Annotated in this window: 13 protein-coding genes and 1 pseudogene; 5 read left to right on the top strand and 9 right to left on the bottom strand. The window is 59.4% G+C overall.

Annotation, left to right across the window (positions count from 1 at the left end; all coding sequences use genetic code 11):
- Positions 1–14 precede the first annotated feature (14 nt).
- The 7 genes from KGA98_RS13635 to KGA98_RS13605 all read right to left on the bottom strand — a co-directional run bounded on the left by KGA98_RS13635 (position 15) and on the right by KGA98_RS13605 (position 7,615).
- Positions 15–1,118 carry an ABC transporter ATP-binding protein gene (locus tag KGA98_RS13635; protein WP_223502558.1) on the bottom strand — a complete coding sequence of 368 codons (1,104 nt, stop codon included), beginning with the start codon at positions 1,116–1,118 and terminating at the stop codon, positions 15–17.
- A gap of 164 nt (positions 1,119–1,282) precedes the next feature.
- Entirely contained in the window at positions 1,283–2,113 is an 831-nt protein-coding gene (locus KGA98_RS13630) for a carbohydrate ABC transporter permease (protein ID WP_223502557.1), read from the bottom strand.
- Between the two features lie 8 nt (positions 2,114–2,121).
- Positions 2,122–3,048 (bottom strand): carbohydrate ABC transporter permease, encoded by a 927-nt coding sequence (locus KGA98_RS13625; RefSeq protein ID WP_411736665.1) that lies wholly within the window; start codon positions 3,046–3,048, stop codon positions 2,122–2,124.
- Between the two features lie 145 nt (positions 3,049–3,193).
- On the bottom strand, positions 3,194–4,504 hold the full coding sequence (locus tag KGA98_RS13620) for an ABC transporter substrate-binding protein (protein ID WP_223502555.1): 1,311 nt from the start codon (positions 4,502–4,504) through the stop codon (positions 3,194–3,196).
- Positions 4,505–4,864: 360 nt separating this feature from the next.
- The gene (locus KGA98_RS13615; RefSeq protein WP_223502554.1) at positions 4,865–5,770 is read right to left on the bottom strand and encodes an AraC family transcriptional regulator; all 906 of its coding nucleotides are present in this window, start codon (positions 5,768–5,770) and stop codon (positions 4,865–4,867) included.
- 109 nt (positions 5,771–5,879) lie between these two features.
- The gene (locus KGA98_RS13610) at positions 5,880–7,178 is read right to left on the bottom strand and encodes a glycosyltransferase (RefSeq protein ID WP_223502553.1); all 1,299 of its coding nucleotides are present in this window, start codon (positions 7,176–7,178) and stop codon (positions 5,880–5,882) included.
- A 74-nt stretch (positions 7,179–7,252) separates the two neighbouring features.
- Positions 7,253–7,615, bottom strand: coding sequence for a response regulator (locus KGA98_RS13605; RefSeq protein ID WP_223502552.1), 363 nt, complete (start codon positions 7,613–7,615; stop codon positions 7,253–7,255).
- Positions 7,616–7,862: 247 nt separating this feature from the next.
- Between KGA98_RS13605 and KGA98_RS13600 the strand changes: the two genes are divergently transcribed.
- From KGA98_RS13600 to KGA98_RS13580, 5 genes and pseudogenes are all read left to right on the top strand, one after another.
- Positions 7,863–11,354: a response regulator gene (locus tag KGA98_RS13600; protein WP_223502551.1), complete on the top strand. Its 3,492-nt coding sequence runs from the start codon at positions 7,863–7,865 to the stop codon at positions 11,352–11,354.
- Entirely contained in the window at positions 11,354–12,187 is an 834-nt protein-coding gene (locus KGA98_RS13595) for a CheR family methyltransferase (protein ID WP_057714771.1), read from the top strand. The genes KGA98_RS13600 and KGA98_RS13595 overlap by 1 nt, the downstream gene beginning before the upstream one ends.
- Positions 12,184–12,312, top strand: a pseudogene (locus KGA98_RS13590) (chemotaxis protein CheB); the annotation flags it as partial. The gene KGA98_RS13595 and the pseudogene KGA98_RS13590, both read left to right, overlap by 4 nt.
- Positions 12,313–12,353: 41 nt before the next feature.
- Positions 12,354–13,535, top strand: a complete 1,182-nt coding sequence (locus KGA98_RS13585; protein ID WP_223502550.1) for a hybrid sensor histidine kinase/response regulator — start codon at positions 12,354–12,356, stop codon at positions 13,533–13,535.
- Between the two features lie 76 nt (positions 13,536–13,611).
- Positions 13,612–13,989, top strand: a complete 378-nt coding sequence (locus KGA98_RS13580) for a response regulator (RefSeq protein ID WP_223502549.1) — start codon at positions 13,612–13,614, stop codon at positions 13,987–13,989.
- 4 nt (positions 13,990–13,993) lie between these two features.
- Here KGA98_RS13580 and KGA98_RS13575 read toward each other — a convergent pair whose 3' ends face one another.
- Together KGA98_RS13575 and KGA98_RS13570 are read right to left on the bottom strand one after the other, a co-directional pair.
- Positions 13,994–15,664, bottom strand: coding sequence for a response regulator (locus KGA98_RS13575; RefSeq protein WP_223502548.1), 1,671 nt, complete (start codon positions 15,662–15,664; stop codon positions 13,994–13,996).
- Positions 15,661–17,163, bottom strand: a complete 1,503-nt coding sequence (locus tag KGA98_RS13570) for an ATPase domain-containing protein (RefSeq protein ID WP_223502547.1) — start codon at positions 17,161–17,163, stop codon at positions 15,661–15,663. The genes KGA98_RS13575 and KGA98_RS13570 overlap by 4 nt, the downstream gene beginning before the upstream one ends.
- Between the last annotated feature and the right edge of the window lie 19 nt (positions 17,164–17,182).

The following is a 17,182-nucleotide window of genomic DNA, read 5'->3' as shown; positions in this document are numbered from 1 at the left end:
CAGGCTCTCTGAAATCAGGCAGCGACGCGTAACGGGCGGGTCAACGCCACGCCGTCGGCATCGAATAAATGGCAGTGTTGCGCATCCAGATGCAGGCTCAGGGTTTCACCGTAGCGGCTGGCCAGATCGCCGCGAACGCGCATGGTCAGGGCTTCGCCGGATGCCGTCCGGACGTGGCAGAAGGTGTCGCTGCCCAGGCGCTCGCTGACATCGGCGGTGACCTGCAAGGCGCAGTCGCCGGGTTTGGCCAGTTCCAGGTGCTCTGGGCGAATGCCCAGCGTCACCGCACTCCCGACGCTCAGATGCCTGCCGCCCAAGGGCAGGCTGACGCGGGTTCCGGCATCAAGCTGCACTTCACAGCCCTGGCTGTCGACGCGGGTGACCTTGCCCTTGAGCAAGCCCATTTTCGGTGTGCCAAGGAAACCGGCGACGAACAGGTTGGCCGGCTGGTGATAGAGATCCAGCGGCGAGCCGACTTGCTCGATCTTGCCGCCATTGAGTACGACCACTTTGTCGGCCATGGTCATCGCTTCGACCTGATCGTGAGTCACGTAGATCATCGTGGCTTGCAGTTCTTTGTGCAGGCGCAACAGTTCCAGGCGCATCTGCACCCGCAGGGCGGCATCGAGGTTGGACAACGGTTCGTCGAACAGGAAGATTTTCGGGTTGCGCACGATGGCCCGGCCAATCGCCACGCGCTGGCGCTGGCCGCCGGACAGTTGCTTGGGTTTGCGCTCCAGCATCGGCCCCAGTTCGAGGATGCGAGCCGCTTCGCTGACCTTCTTCTCTACTTCGGCTTTCGCCACGCCGGCCAGGTCGAGGGCGAACGACATGTTCTTGCGCACGCTCATGTGCGGGTACAGGGCGTAGGTCTGGAACACCATCGCCAGATCGCGCTTGGCCGGGCTCACTTCGGTGATGTCGCGGCCGTCGAGTTCGATGGTGCCGCCGCTGACTTCCTCCAGCCCGGCGATCAGCCGCAGCAGCGTGGATTTACCGCAGCCCGACGGGCCGACGAAGACCACGAACTCCTTGTCGTTCACTTCAAGGTCGATGCCCTTGATGATGGAAAAGCCTTCGAAGCCTTTTTGCAGATTCTTGATTCTCAGGTTGGCCATGGTGATGGGCCTCCGTTTGTTTTTATTCAGTTGAACCAGGTGGGCTTTTTTGTGGGAGCGAGCTTGCTCGCGATGAGGGTGTATCCGTCGGCATTGATGCTGACTGACCCACCGCTATCGCGAGCAAGCTCGCTCCCACAGGAGTCGCATTCGGTTAGCGGTATTCATTTCACGGCGCCGAACGACAGGCCGCGCACCAGTTGTTTCTGGCTGACCCAGCCGAAGATCAGGATCGGCGCACAGGCCAGGGTCGAAACGGCCGACAATTTGGCCCAGAACAGCCCTTCGGGGCTTGAGTACGAGGCGATCAATGCGGTCAGTGGCGCGGCTTTCGACGAGGTCAGGTTCAGCGACCAGAACGCCTCGTTCCAGCACAGGATCAACGACAGCAGCACCGTGGATGCCAGGCCACCCTTGGCGATGGGCAGCAACACCCGGAGCATCTCCTGCGCCAGCGTTGCGCCGTCCAGCCGCGCGGCTTCGAGGATGACCCTGGGGATGTCCTTGAAGTAGGTGTAAATCATCCAGACCACGATCGGCAGGTTGATCAGCGTGTAGATGACGATCAGCGCGATCCGCGTATCGAGCAGGCCGAAACTCTTGGCCAGCAGATAGATCGGCATCAGCACGCCCACCGGCGGCAGCATCTTGGTGGAGAGCATCCACAGCAGCGTGCCTCTGGTGCGCCGGGTTTCGTAGAACGCCATGGAGTAGGCCGCCGGCACCGCGATCAGCAGGCACAGCGCGGTGGCGCTGAAGGAGATCACCACCGAGTTCCAGGCGAAACTGAAATAGTCGCTGCGCTCGTTGATGTGCAGGTAGTTCTCCAGCGTTGGCATGAAGATGAGCTGCGGCGGCGTGGCGAAGGCATCGATCTCGGTCTTGAAACTGGTCAGTACCATCCAGAAGATCGGAAAGAAGATCAGGATCGCGATGGCCCAGGCCAACGTACCGAGCAGCAGGCTTTGCAGGCGACGGGATTGTTGAAGAGTCATGGCAGGCCTCAGGCTTTGTCGGTCAGGTTTTTGCCGATCATCCGCACCAGGATGATCGCGGCGATGTTGGCGATGACCACGGCGATCAGGCCGCCCGCCGAGGCCATGCCGACATCGAACTGCACCAGCGCCTGGTTGTAGATCAGGTAGGCGAGGTTGGTCGAGGCGTAGCCGGGACCGCCGTTGGTGGTGGTGAAGATTTCGGCGAACACCGAGAGCAGGAAGATGGTTTCGATCATCACCACCACCGCAATCGGCCGCGCCAGGTGCGGCAGGGTCAGGTGCCAGAAAATCGCGATGGGCCCGGCACCGTCCAGGCGCGCGGCTTCTTTCTGTTCCTGGTCGAGGGACTGCATGGCGGTCATCAGGATCAGGATCGCGAAGGGCAGCCATTGCCAGGAGACAATGATGATGATCGACAGCAGCGGGTAGTGCGCCAGCCAGTCCACCGGTTGCGCGCCGAACAGCTTCCAGACGTAGGCGAGAATCCCCGACACCGGATGGAAAATCAGGTTCTTCCAGATCAGTGCGCCCACCGTGGGCATGATGAAAAACGGCGAGATCAGCATCACCCGTACGATGCCGCGACCGAAAAACTCACTGGCCTCCAGCAATGCACTGATCAGCACACCGAATACCACACTGATCAGCAGCACGCTGCCCACCAGCAATAGCGTGTTGGTGGCGCCGGGCAGAAAGCCGGAGTCGGTGAGGAAGTAGGTGAAGTTTTCCAGGCCGACGAACTCGTTCTCGCCGGGGTTGAGCAAGTTGTAGCGAATCGTCGAGAAGTAGACGGTCATACCCAGCGGTACGATCATCCAAAACAGTAGCAATGCCACCGAAGGGCTGACCAGAAACCGGCCGGGATTGGCCACGCGGCTTTTGCGCTGCGGCTGGGCAATGTCCATGTGAGCTTTTGCAGTCGATGTATTCATGGTGATCAGAACCGATTGATTACAGGCATATGAAGATCAACTGTGGGAGCGGGCTTGCTCGCGAAGAGGCCAGTACATCCGACACAACTTTCGCGTTTGGAATGCCGCTTTCGCGAGCAAGCCCGCTCCCACACTGGATACGGGGTTACTTGGGATAACCCGCGCGCTTCATCTCGCGCTCGGTGGTTTGCTGGGCCGCTGCCAACGCCTGGTCGACCGTGGTCTGGCCGATCAGCGCTGCCGAGAAGGATTTGCCGACCTGGGTGCCGATGCCCTGGAACTCGGGAATGGTCACCAACTGGATGCCGATGTACGGCACAGGTTTGGCGCCCGGCTTGCTCGGGTCCGCGGCCTTGAGCGATTCCAGCGTGACCCTGGCGAACGGCGCGGCACTCATGTACGTCTCGCTGTAGGTCGAGGCCCGGGTGCCCGGCGGCACGTTGGCGATGCCGTCTTTTTCCGCGACCAGTGCGCCGTATTCTTTGGACGTGGCCCAGGCGCTGAAGGTTTTCGCTGCGTCCTTGGCCTTGGAACTGGTCGGAATGGCCAGCGCCCAGGAGTACAACCAGGCCGAGCCCTTGTCAGTGACCTGATGCGGCGCATAGGTGAAGCCGACGTGATCGGTGACCTTGCTCTGGGACTTGTCGGTGACGAACGAGCCGGCGACGCTGGCATCGACCCAGATCGCGCATTTGCCACTATTGAACAGCGCCAGGTTTTCATTGAAACCGTTGCTCGACGCTCCCGGCGGGCCGGATTTCTTCATGGTGTCGACATAGAAGTTCAGCGCGTTTTTCCATTCGGAACCGTTGAATTCCGGCTGCCACTTTTCATCGAACCAGCGCGCGCCATAGGCGTTGGCCACGGTGCTGATCAGCGCGATGTTCTCGCCCCAGCCGGCCTTGCCCCGCAGGCAGATGCCGTACTGTTCCTGTTCGGGTTTGTTCAGTTTTGCGGCGAATTCACCGATCTGCTCCCAGGTCGGGCGCTCGGGCATGGTCAGGCCGGCGTCCTTGAACAGGTCGGTGCGGTAATAGGTGATCGAGCTTTCGGCGTAGAACGGCAGGGCGTACAGCTGGCCTTTGACAGACAGGCCTTCGCGCACCGACGCAAACACATCGTCGAGGGCGTAAGCAGCCGGCAAATCCTTCATCGGTTCCAGCCAGCCCTTGGCGCCCCAGAGTGCGGCTTCGTACATGCCAATGGTCAGCACATCGAATTGCCCGCCCTGGGTGGCGATGTCGGTGGTCAGGCGCTGGCGCAGGACGTTTTCTTCGAGGACCACCCAATTGAGCTTGATGTCCGGATGCTCGGCCTCGAAGGTTTTCGAGAGCTTTTGCATGCGGATCATGTCGCTGTTGTTGACGGTGGCGATGGTCAGGGTCTGTGCGCCAAGGCTGACGCTGCTGAGGGTCATGCAGGTGAGGGCAAGCAGGGCTTTTACCGAAGGTTGCATCGTGCACTCCTTTTCTGCACCCGGCGGGATACAGAAGGACAGTTATTGTTTTTGTGTCTTCCGAAGGCAGGAAGAATGTGCGCTGATTACATCCTTCAATCGAGGGCGAGACAAATCATCCATCGCACTTCAATCGATACTTTTTTGCACAGAAGTTTTGAGGGATAGACGCAGGGAAGGGCTTTTCAGCGAAGGAGGGGTATTGAATCCGTACAGGTTTCAGGGGGTAACGCTGTACCTGTGGGAGCGAGCTTGGTCCGGGCGGCGATCCGACGATGGCGGTGTATCAGGTTAATAAATGTCGACTGGCACGGCCTCATCGCGAGCAAGCTCGCTCCCACAGGAATTTGAGGCGTGTCTTCAACCCAGGTTTTGCTCGGTCAACCGCTGTACCACCAGCCGCCGGTAATGCGAAGGCGTCATGCCCTTGAGCTGTTGGAAGCGCCGGTTGAAGTTGGAAATATTGTTGAAGCCCGATTCGAAGCAGACGTCAGTCACCGGCTTGTCGCCATCGGCCAGCAACTCGCAGGACTTGCTGATGCGCAGGCGATTGACGAATTCGATGAAATTGCGCCCGGTGGCCTGCTTGAATACCCGGCTGAAATAAGTCGGTTTCATGCCCAGATGATCGGCGACCTCTTCCAGCGTCAAGTCCCGGGCGTAGTGGGCAAAAATGTAATCCACCGCGCGGTTGGTGCGATCGATATTGTGCTCGTCCGCCAGTTGCGGGGTTGTGGCACCAGAGAGCAATTGGTAGTCGTCGGTGGCCGCAAGCAACTCCAGCAGAATGAAAAAGTGCCCGAGCCGGGTCATACCGGTGGTATCGGCGATGCGCTGCATCAGGTCCATCGCCTTGTCGATGGTGTGTTTGCAGCGAAACTCGATGCCGTACTGCGCGCGCTCCAGCAGCGTTGCCAGGGCCTTGAGTTCGGCGAACACCTGATAGCCGCTGTCGAACAACTCATCGGTGAAGTTGACCAGCATGTCGCGCTTGGGCACCACTTCATCCTCGGCCACCTGGCTGATCCAGTTGTGGGGCAGGTTGGGGCCGGTGAGAAACAGTGTCCGGGGATAGAAGTTGCCGATGTAGTCGCCGATGAACACCTTGCCGGAACTGGCGACGATCAGGTGCAGCTCGTATTCCTTGTGGAAATGCCAGCGCACCAGAGGGCAGGGGAAACCGTGCTGGCGATAGATGATGGACAAGCCGTTGTGGTCGTCCATCAACTCATAGGAAGGATCGGTGACTCTGGCGGTACGGGTCATGTCAGGGCGCTTGTGTAGTTATCCCGCCCCGATCATGCCTCTTGCCGGATGGATAGCGCTACTACCGCCGGTGTGTCTGTATCTGCAAGGCGCGCTCAAGGAGGGCGGGCTATTCCTGATTAAGCCGGTTCTTCGCCTCAATCCATTGCGCCATGTATTGAGTGCTCTTGTGCTGGTGATGACGCAGCATGCTGCCGGTAAAGTTATCGCGTCTTATGTTTGCCAGATTCTGTTGGCAATCGACCAGCCGCTGGATCAGGGCCGGGCCATGAACGGATTTTCGGTAGCGACTGGCAAGCAGGATTTTCCCGTGGGCCTGGGCGTCCAGCCAGCGCGTCTTGTCGTTGTGCAGTTGCACGGCATGATCGGCGAACTCGCGTGCCGAACGGGTCACTGCACCGGGCCATGCCTCTTGACCATGCATCGCCTCGGCACCCACTGGCGTCGTCACATTCGGCGTGCCACAGAGCATCGCATCGACAATCTTGCCTTTGATTCCCGCCCCAAAACGCAGCGGTGCCATACAGACCCGCGCCGACGACATGACTTGCAGGGCGTCTTCTGCCCAGTTCATCACATGAAAACCCTGGGCCGGGTTATGCAGGGCCGTCGCCTTGGGTGGTGTGTAGGCACCATAGATATGCAATTGAGCGCCGGGTATCTGCTCGCGAATCAATGGCCAGATAGCGGTTTTCAACCAGAGCACCGCATCCCAGTTGGGCGCATGGCGAAAGTTACCGATATGAAGAAAGTGTGCCCGGTCTTCGAACGGTACCGATGCACGGGACGGAACATCGACCATCAACGGGCACCAGTGCAACAGGTTGCGGGGAAACCTGAACTGCTCGACCAGCAATTCGACTTCCACTTCGGAAACCATCAGCGTCAAATCACAACGATAAAATGAGGCGATCTCGCGCTTCGCCAGATCGGTATCGGCCATGTGTTCGAACTCTTCGCGCGCCGCCGGGGCGAACAGGTCGTTGAAGTCATTGTTGTCGTCACTGGCCTTCAAACGCTCCTTGAGGCGTTGATGCCGACCCAGCCTCAGGCTTTGCAGGTCGCAACTTTCGAGCACGCGCAAGGCGTCGGGGCAATGCTTCTCGACCCGCCAGCCGAACTGTTCCTCCATCATGAATTGATCGAACAACACGATGTCCGGCGCCAGTTCGCTGATGAATGCGTCGAAACTGCTGTTGTTCAGCTCGATGGGTACTTCGTCAATACCCAACGCTGTCAGGTCTGCACGTTGCTCGCCGAAGCCTGCCGGGCTGCTGAACGTGATGTCCCAGCCCTGGTCCAGGAAAACGTCGAGAATCTGCATGACATGCCCGCTGGCCGCGGAAGAGCGGGGCTCGGGCCAGACGTAACCAATGACCAGGACTTTGGTTGCGCGGGGCTCAATCATGTACGGGATTTCCTTGAAGCGAAGACAGGGCAGGGACGAAAAAGGCGCGCATTAAACCACAGCGCAGCGCAGGGTTACTCGAGAATGCTTTTGACCTTGTCGCGTAACTGATCAATGGAGAAGGGTTTGCCGATCAAGTGCATGCCTGGAGGTACTTCAATGTTTTCGGCATAACCGCTGGCGAACAATATCGGAAGGGTTGGACGTAAAGCTCTTGCTTCATTGGCCAGTTCGCGGCCGTCCATGACCGGCAGGCCAACATCAGTCATCATCAGGTCAATTTGATGGTTCAAGTCCTTGAGCATCACCAGAGCCTGTTCGCTGCCATCGGCTTCCAGCACCTTGAATTCCAGTTCTTCCAGAACGTCGACGATCAGCATACGCACGATGGCATCGTCTTCGACGACAAGGATGGTGGAGCCGTTGGCGGATGACATGGTCGAGTTCCCGAAAAAGATTGGCATTGCCGGTCGCTGGAAATCACCGGCCTCTTGCATGAGTAAGTGGCGGATCCCGACAAGTTCCCTGCGCGATGGAAAAAGGATTGGCGGTACAGGCCAGGCAAGGATAACGCGGGAGCAGCTCAATGTAGGACCTTGCGCGCAAACATGTCAGATAATTGGATCAATTTGCCAGTTTTGGGGCAAACTCCTTGCATTCTGACAGTTCGACAAGGCCTGCCCCATGACCTCAGCGTCCTCGGTTGATGAGCAACGATTTCGTAAACTCCTGAGCCGTAACATCAGCCTGCCGTTGGGTCTGGGTCTTATCAGCGCTGTGTTTTTCGTGTCGCTGATCAGCTATTTACTGTCGACCATCCAGTGGGTGGAGCACACCGACCGGGTTATCAATAACGCCAATGAAGCGGTCAAGCTGACCGTGGATCTGGAAACCGGGATGCGCGGTTTCCTGCTCAGTGGCGACGAGCATTTCCTCGATCCCTACGAAACCGCCAAGCCGCGCATCGCCGTGGCGCTCGACACCTTGCTTGAGCTGACCGCCGACAACCCGGTGCAGACTGATCGCTTGCTACGGTTGCGGGCCTTGCAGCTGGAGTGGACCAACTACGCGCAATCGATGATCGATTTGCAGCGCAGCAGCGGCGATTATCGCGCCATCGTCAAGGCCGGACGCGGTAAGCGCCTGACCGATGAAATTCGCAAGCAGTTCGAGGCGGTGATCGACACCGAGCAACAGTTGCGCGCATCGCGCAACGACGAAGTGCGCGGCACCACCATCATGAGCATCAGCCTCTACCTATTGTTCATAGCCGGGGTCAGTGGGTTGCTGGCGTACGTCGGGCGCCGCGATTTGTTGACCCTGTCGCAGAACTACAGCGTCAACCTCGCCGCCCAACAGGCCAGCGCCCATCGTCTGGAGCAACAGGCCTGGCTGCGCAACGGCCAGACCGAGCTGGCCGAGCAGGTGCTGGGACAATTGAGCCTGAGCATGCTGGGTCGCAATATCCTGCAATTCTGCGCGCAGTACCTGGGCACCGCCGTGGCGGCTATTTATGTGCGCGAAGACCATGGCGGCCTCAAGCGCATCGCCACCTATGGTTTTTCCCGTGAACAGGAAGGGCGTGAACAGCAGATCTACAGCGAAGAAGGCATTGTCGGCCAGGTGGCGCAACAGGCACGGCTGATTCGCCTGGACGAGGTGCCGGGAGATTACTTCAAGGTCAGCTCCGGCCTCGGTGACGGTTTGCCGTGCAGTGTGCTGGTGGTGCCAACCAGCGACGACGAGCGGGTCAATGGCGTGATCGAGTTGGGCTTTCTGCGTCCGCTGACCGACCGCGACGTTGAATTGCTTGAGCTGATTGCCGGTAACATCGGCACCTCGATCGAGGCGGCACGCTATCGCCAGCGTTTGCAGGAGGTGTTGGCCGAAACCCAGCAACTCAACGAAGAACTGCAGGTTCAGCAGGAAGAACTCAAGACCGCCAACGAAGAGCTCGAAGAGCAGTCGCGGATTCTCAAGGAGTCCCAGGCGCACCTGGAAACCCAGCAGGTGGAGCTGGAGCAGACCAACGAACAACTCGCCGAGCAGGCAGAAGTACTGGCCGAGCAGCACGACGCCATGGACCTGAAGAATACCGAGCTCAATCAGGCCCAGATCCAGCTCGAAGAACGCGCAGTAGAATTGCAGCGATCGAGCAAGTACAAGTCCGAATTCCTCGCCAACATGTCTCATGAGCTACGCACGCCGCTGAACAGCTCGTTGATCCTGGCCAAGCTGCTGGCGGAAAACCCGGAAGAGAACCTCACTGCCGAGCAGGTCAAGTTCGCCGAGTCGATCTACTCCGCCGGCAACGACTTGCTCAACCTGATCAACGACATTCTGGACATTTCCAAAGTCGAGGCCGGCAAGCTGGAAATCCGTCCGGAGAACACCAGCGTGGCGCGCCTGGTGGATGGCCTGCGCGACCTGTTCCAGCCATTGGCCACGGACAAGCAACTGGATTTCCGGGTGGATATGCAGGACGGTGCGCCGTTGATGCTGTTCACCGACCGCCAGCGTCTGGAGCAAGTGCTCAAGAACCTGCTGTCCAACGCGGTGAAATTCACGCAAAGCGGCAGCGTCAGCCTGTCCGTCGCCACGGCGCCGAATGACGGCATCGCGTTCAGCATCCGCGATTCCGGGATCGGCATCGAAGTGGATCAGCACGAAAGCATCTTCGAAGCGTTCCGTCAGGCCGACGGCACCACCAATCGGCGTTACGGCGGCACCGGGCTGGGGTTGTCGATCTCCCGTGACCTGGCGGCCTTGCTCGGCGGCTCCATCAGCGTAACCAGCACGCCGGGGCAGGGCAGTGTATTTACCCTGGTCTTGCCACAGCAGTACGTGGAACCGGGCGAAGTGCCTGTCGAACCGATGCAAGCGGCTCCTGTTGCGGCTGTGTCGAGTGTATTGCCGCCCACGTTGTCGCCATTGGTGGCCGAAGTCGACATTCCGCGCTTCGACGACGACCGCAACAAAGGGCCGTTCACCAAACGCTGCATTCTGGTGGTGGAGGATGAGCCGAACTTTGCGCACATCCTCTACGACCTGGCCCATGAACTGGGTTATCAGTGCCTGGTGGCTCACGGCGCCGACGAAGGCTACGACCTGGCCAAGGCGTTCATCCCCGATGCGATCCTGCTGGACATGCGCCTGCCGGATCATTCCGGCCTGAGCGTGCTGCAACGTTTGAAGGAACACGCCGAAACCCGGCACATCCCGGTGCATGTGATTTCGGTCGAAGACCGGGTCGAGGCGGCGATGCACATGGGCGCCATCGGCTACGTGGTCAAACCGACCACCCGCGAGGAACTCAAGGACGTGTTTGCACGCCTTGAGGCCAAGTTGACCCAGAAGGTCAAGCGCGTGCTGCTGGTCGAGGACGACGACGTGCAGCGCGCCAGCATTGCCCGCCTGATCGGCGACGATGACATCGAGATCACCGGCGTTGGCCTGGCACAGGAGGCGCTGGACCTGCTGCGCTCATCCGTCTTCGATTGCATGATCATCGACCTCAAGCTGCCCGACATGCTCGGCAATGACTTGCTCAAGCGCATGTCCACCGAAGACATCTGTTCCTTTCCGCCCGTCATCGTCTATACCGGGCGCAACCTGACCCGGGATGAAGAGGCCGAACTGCGCAAGTATTCGCGTTCGATCATCATCAAGGGCGCACGCTCGCCGGAGCGGTTGCTGGATGAGGTGACGCTTTTTCTGCACAAAGTCGAATCACGGTTGTCCCATGAGCGGCAGAAGATGCTCAAGGTCGCCCGCTGCCGCGACAAGGTCTTCGAAGGCCGCAAGGTGCTGCTGGTGGATGACGATGTGCGCAACATTTTCGCCCTCACCAGCGCGCTGGAGCAAAAGGGCGCAGTCGTGGTCATTGGCCGCAACGGCCGCGAAGCGATTGAACGATTGAATGAGGTGCAAGACATCGATCTGGTGTTGATGGACGTGATGATGCCGCAAATGGATGGTTTTGAAGCCACCGTTGAAATCCGCAAGAATCTGCGCTGGCGCAAGCTGCCGATCATCGCCGTGACGGCCAAGGCCATGAAGGACGATCAGGAGCGCTGCCTGCAGGCCGGCGCCAACGATTACCTGGCCAAGCCCATCGACCTCGATCGCCTGTTTTCGCTGATTCGTGTGTGGTTACCGAAGATGGAACGTATCTAGTGGAGCGCAATTTTTCAGTGGATCGAAACAGCGAAATCGAACTGCGGTTGTTGATCGAGGCGATCTATCTCAAGTACAGCTACGATTTTCGCGATTACTCCGGCGCTTCGATCAAACGCCGGGTCGACCATGCGTTGAGTCAGTTCGAGTGCAACACCATCTCGGCGTTGCAGGAAAAGGTCCTGCACGATCCCGCCGCGTTCATGCAACTGCTGCAGTTGCTGACCATTCCGGTCAGCGAAATGTTTCGCGATCCCTCGCACTTCCTGGCCATCCGCAAGGAAGTGGTGCCGCTGCTGCGAACCTACCCTTCGATCAAGATCTGGATCGCCGGATGCAGCACCGGTGAAGAGGTGTATTCGATGGCCATTGTGCTGCGCGAAGAAGGCCTGCTGGACCGTACCATCATCTACGCCACCGACATCAATCCGCGCTCGCTGGAAAAGGCCAGGCAAGGGATTTTCTCGATGGAGAACGTCCGCGCCTACACTGCTAATTACCAGCAGGCCGGTGGCCAGAGTTCGTTTGCCGACTACTATACGGCGGCCTATGGGTACGCGATTTTCGACAAGACCCTGCGCGAGAACGTGACCTTCGCCGATCACAGCCTGGCGACGGACAGCGTATTCTCCGAAACTCAATTAATTTCATGCCGTAACGTACTGATTTATTTTAATAAAAGTCTTCAGGGCCGAGCGTTCGGGCTGTTTCATGAGTCCCTCTGCCATCGCGGTTTCCTGGTGCTGGGCAGTAAGGAAACCCCGGATTTCTCAGCCTTCGGCGATCAGTTCGAGCCGCTGGTCAAACAAGAACGGATCTATCGAAAATCATGAAAAGTGCAACGAAAATGCCGGCTATCGAAGCGATCGTGATCGGCGCCTGCGCCGGTGGCGTCGAGGCGCTGTTGAACATCCCCGGCCCGCTGCGCGAAGGCTTCGCACTTCCGATCATTCCTGTACGCGGCATCGGCCGTCTGCTTGTCGAGCTGGAACGAATCGCATGCTGAGTAATATCCAGGCCAAACTGCTGATCGTGGACGATCTGCCGGAGAATCTGCTGGCGCTCGAAGCGCTGATCAAGCGTGAGGACCGCATTGTGTACAAGGCGCTGTCCGCCGACGAGGCCTTGTCCCTGCTGTTGCAACACGAATTCGCCTTGGCCATCCTCGATGTGCAGATGCCCGGTATGAATGGCTTCGAGCTGGCCGAGTTGATGCGCGGCACGGAAAAAACCAGGAACATCCCGATCGTTTTCGTCAGCGCCGCCGGGCGTGAACTCAACTACGCCTTCAAGGGCTATGAAAGCGGTGCCGTGGATTTCCTGTACAAACCGCTGGATCTCCAGGCGGTCAAGAGCAAGGTCAATGTGTTCGTCGACCTCTATCGCCAGAGCAAGGCGATGAAGGAACAAGTGCTGGCCCTTGAACAAAGTCGCCGCGAACAGGAGACCCTGCTCAAGCGATTGCAAAGCACTCAACTGGAACTGGAGCAGGCGGTACGCATGCGCGATGACTTCATGTCCATCGTCGCCCACGAAGTGCGCACGCCGCTCAACGGCCTGATCCTTGAAACCCAGTTGCGCAAGATGCACCTGGCCCGGGACAACTCCGCCGCCTTCACCCTGGACAAGATGCACGCGATGGTCGACCGCGACGAGCGGCAGATCAAAAGCCTGATTCGATTGATTGAAGACATGCTCGATGTCTCGCGCATTCGCACCGGAAAGTTGTCGATCCGGCCCAAGCGCTTTGACCTTTCAACGCTGGTTGGCGAGCTGTTGCACAACTTTTCCCAGCAGATCGACGCCGCCGAAGCGTCGGTCTCGCTCGATGCCACGCAACCGGTGATCGGAAACTGGGACGAGTTTCGAATTGAACAGGTCATTTCCAACCTGCTGACCAACGCCTTGCGCTACGGGGCCAAGAGCCCGATCTCGGTGAAGGTCTACAGTGACGGTGGCCAAGCGCTGGTGGACGTGCAGGATCGAGGGATTGGCATCAGCGAGGAAAACCAGAAGCGGATCTTCCAGCAATTCGAGCGGGTATCGGCCAGGCACGCCGTCGCCGGGCTGGGCCTGGGATTGTTTATTTCAGAGCAGATTGTGGCCGCCCATGGCGGTACTATTACCGTCCAGAGCAGGATCGGCGAAGGCGCCTTGTTTCGCGTTTGTCTGCCGCTGTAGGAAAACAACCGGATAAACGCAACCTCTGGTCGACCCCACGGTCTATCAGCAGCAATTGACCGAGCAAAGGCTTCCCATGAGCGAAGATGCACAAGATGTAGTACTCGTCGTCGAGGACGATCCCTCGATTCTGATGGTGCTGTCCGCTTATCTGTCGGGCGAGGGTTACCGCGTATTGCAGGCCGAAAACGGCGAGCAGGCTTTCGAAATCCTGGCGAGCAAACCGCACCTGGACATGATGATCACCGACTTCCGCCTGCCCGGAGGAATCTCCGGCGTGCAGATCGCCGAGCCCGCCGTGAAACTGCGACCGGAACTCAAGGTGATCTTCATCAGCGGCTATGCCCAGGAAATCCGCGAGACCGACAGCCCGATTACGCACAAGGCACCGATCCTGGAAAAACCTTTCGATCTGGATACATTGCAGGAATTGATGCAGGACATGCTTTCGTAAGCCTTCAGGCCCTGATCATCTCCCTGACCTTCGCCGTCAACAGGTCGAAGGTAAACGGCTTGGTGATCATCTGCATGCCCGGATCGAGGAACCCGCCACGCACCGCGGCGTGCTCGGCGTAGCCGGTGATGAACAGCACCCTCAACTCGGGACGCAACTGCCGGCCGATTTCCGCCAGTTGCCGGCCATTCATACCGGGCAAGCCGACATCGCTGATCAGCAGGTCGATGCGCTGGGCCGAATCGAGTATCGGCACCGCGCTATCGCCATCACAAGCCTCGACGTAGGCATAGCCCAGATCGCTCAACACCGTGCTGACCAGCACCCGCACCGCCGGATCGTCCTCGACAATCAACACCGTCTCGCCATTCCTGGCCAAAGGTGACTGTTCGACGTCCGATGGATGGTCCCGGGGCAGGTCTCCACCGAAGCGTGGCAGGAACAGGCTCACCGTGGTGCCTTCGCCCACGACGCTTTGGATGGCGACGTGACCTCCCGATTGTTTGCTGAAACCATAGATCATTGATAACCCCAGGCCGGTGCCCTGGCCGATAGGCTTGGTGGTGAAGAAGGGGTCGAAGGCACGGTTGATGGTGCTTTGCGGCATGCCACAGCCGGTGTCCGTCACGCTGAGCACCACATAGTCACCCGCATCGAGATTGCTCTGGCCTTGGGTGAAATCCTCGTCAAAGTGCTGGTTCGAAGTCGAGACCACCAGACTGCCGCCATTGGGCATGGCATCGCGGGCATTGATCACCAGGTTGAGCAGGGCGCTTTCCAGTTGATTGGGGTCGGCTTCGGCCACCCACAGGTGCTCGTCCAGTTGCATGTCCAGACGAATGGTTTCGTTGATGCTGCGTTGCAGCAGTTCATCCATGGAGATCACCAGGGTGTTCATCTCCACGGGTTTCGAATCCAGCGACTGGCGCCGGGAAAACGCCAGCAGGCGGTGAGTCAGGCCCGCCGCGCGGTTGGCCGAAGTCACCCCCAGATCGATCAGGCTGTCCAGGTCTTCGGTTCGTCCCCGGGCCAGGCGTCGACGCAACAACTCCAGGCTGCCGATGATACCGGTCAGCATGTTGTTGAAATCATGGGCGATGCCGCCGGTGAGTTGGCCGACGGCTTCCATTTTCTGCGACTGGCGCAACGCCTCCTCGTTGTGACGCAGTTGCGCGGTGCGCTCTTGCACCTGCTGTTCAAGGGTTTCGAGGGTGTTCTGCAGGCGCAATTCGCTCTGGCTCAGGTCGATCAACCGATCCCTGGCTTCGTACTGTCGTCGCCGTCCGCGCAGGGCCGTGGTGACCAGGCTGATCAGTGTGACCGGGTGAAATGGCCGTTCGAGGAACGTCACGTTGCCCAATTGCGGGCCGAAGCGCGATGCCGGGTTCTGTTGCGGGCCGCCATGGTGTGTCATCAACACGATCGGCAGATCCGACCACGCGGGCTGCTGTTCGATCAGGCGGATCAGCGGTTCCGGATCAGCGCCCAACAACGCCTCGCAAGAGATCAGCAGCAGGCCGGCACCCTGTTCAAGTTCGGCGCACAATCCGGGCAGGTCGGGGCTGATCACCCCGTGAAACCCGGCCTCGTTGAGCATCATCAGGGCGATCTGGCCGTCGCGCCCTCGCGGTGCAAGGATGATTGCGCGCTCGGACGTCGCTTGCATGTCCGTCACGGGATTTCGTCCGCGAGCAACGGGTTGCTGGCGCCGAGATACGTGGGTACGCCGCGCAATACGCCCTGAAAGGCTTCCAGGGGCTCACCGATGGTCATGCCCTGGGCGCTGATGCGGTATTCACGGATGGTCGACTCATGGCTGCCGGTACGTTTCTTGATGATCGAAATGGCCCGGCGCACCTTGCCCAGGGCTTCGAAGTAACGCAGCAGAATGACTGTGTCGGCCAGATAGGTGATGTCGACCGGCGCCTGCATGTCGCCGACCAGGCCGTGCTGGGCGACCGTCATGAAGGTCGCGGCGCCCTGGCGATTGAGGTACAGCAGTAGCTCGTGCATGTGCAGCACCAAGGCGTTCTCTTCCGGCATCGCCGCCTGATAGCCGTTGATGCTGTCGATCACCACGGTCTTGATATTGCCTTCGTCCACGCAGCGTCGGACCCGGTGGGAGAACTCGCCGGGGGACAGCTCGGCCGCGTCCACTTGTTCGATCAGCAAATTGCCGCTGTCTAGCAGGGCCTGCAAATCGATGCCGATGTTCTTCATGCGTTCGAACAACAACCCCAACTCTTCATCGAAAATGAATAGCGCGGCTTTTTCGCCCCGGGCTACGGCCGCGGCGGCGAATACCATGGAGATCAGCGATTTGCCGGTCCCCGCCGGGCCGAGAATCAAGGTGCTGGAACCCGTCTCGATACCGCCGCCCAGCAGCGCATCCATTTCCCGGATGCCGCTGGTCAATTGCTGACGCAGGTATTGACCGCGATGTTCGGCGGCCACCAGTCGCGGGAATACACGCACGCCATCGCCCGTGATGGTGAAGTCATGGAAGCCGCCGCGGTACTTCTGGCCGCGGTACTTGACCACGCGGATGCGACGTCGCTCGGCGCCGTAGTTCGGGGTCAATTCTTCCAGGCGAATCACGCCGTGGGCCACGCTGTGCACGGTTTTGTCCAGGGACTCGGCGGTCAGGTCATCGAGCAGCAACACCGTGGCGTCGTAACGCACGAAATAATGCTTGATGGCCAGTATCTGCCGACGGTAGCGCAGCGAGCTTTGCGCCAGCAGGCGAATCTCGGAAAGGCTGTCCAGGACAACGCGGGTCGGCTTGACCCGCTCGACCACCTCGAAGATCTGGCGGGTGGCTTCGCCCAGTTCCAGGTCGGAGGAATAGAGCAGTGTCTGCTGCTGTTCGGCATTGAGCAGGTTTTCCGGGGGCGTCAGTTCGAAGATATGGACGTTTTCGTCCATCTCCCAGCCATGGGACAAGGCACCCTGGCGCAGCTCGCGTTCGGTTTCAGAGAGCGTGATGTACAAGGAGCGTTCGCCGGCTTGCGCGCCTGCCAACAGGAAGTGCAGCGCCACGGTGGTCTTGCCGGTGCCCGGCTCGCCTTCGAGCAAAAACACATGTCCGCGGGACAGTCCGCCATCGAGGATATCGTCCAGACCTTCGATACCGGTGGCGGCCTTGTCTCGGTTCAAATCGTTGGATAGAGACAAACAAGCGTCCTCATATGGC

Source organism: Pseudomonas sp. BF-R-24 (assembly GCF_019947335.1).
Classification (GTDB): Bacteria; Pseudomonadota; Gammaproteobacteria; order Pseudomonadales; family Pseudomonadaceae; genus Aquipseudomonas; species Aquipseudomonas jessenii.
Note: the sequence above shows the minus strand (reverse complement) of the source record. Positions and strands in the feature narration are given on the sequence as shown.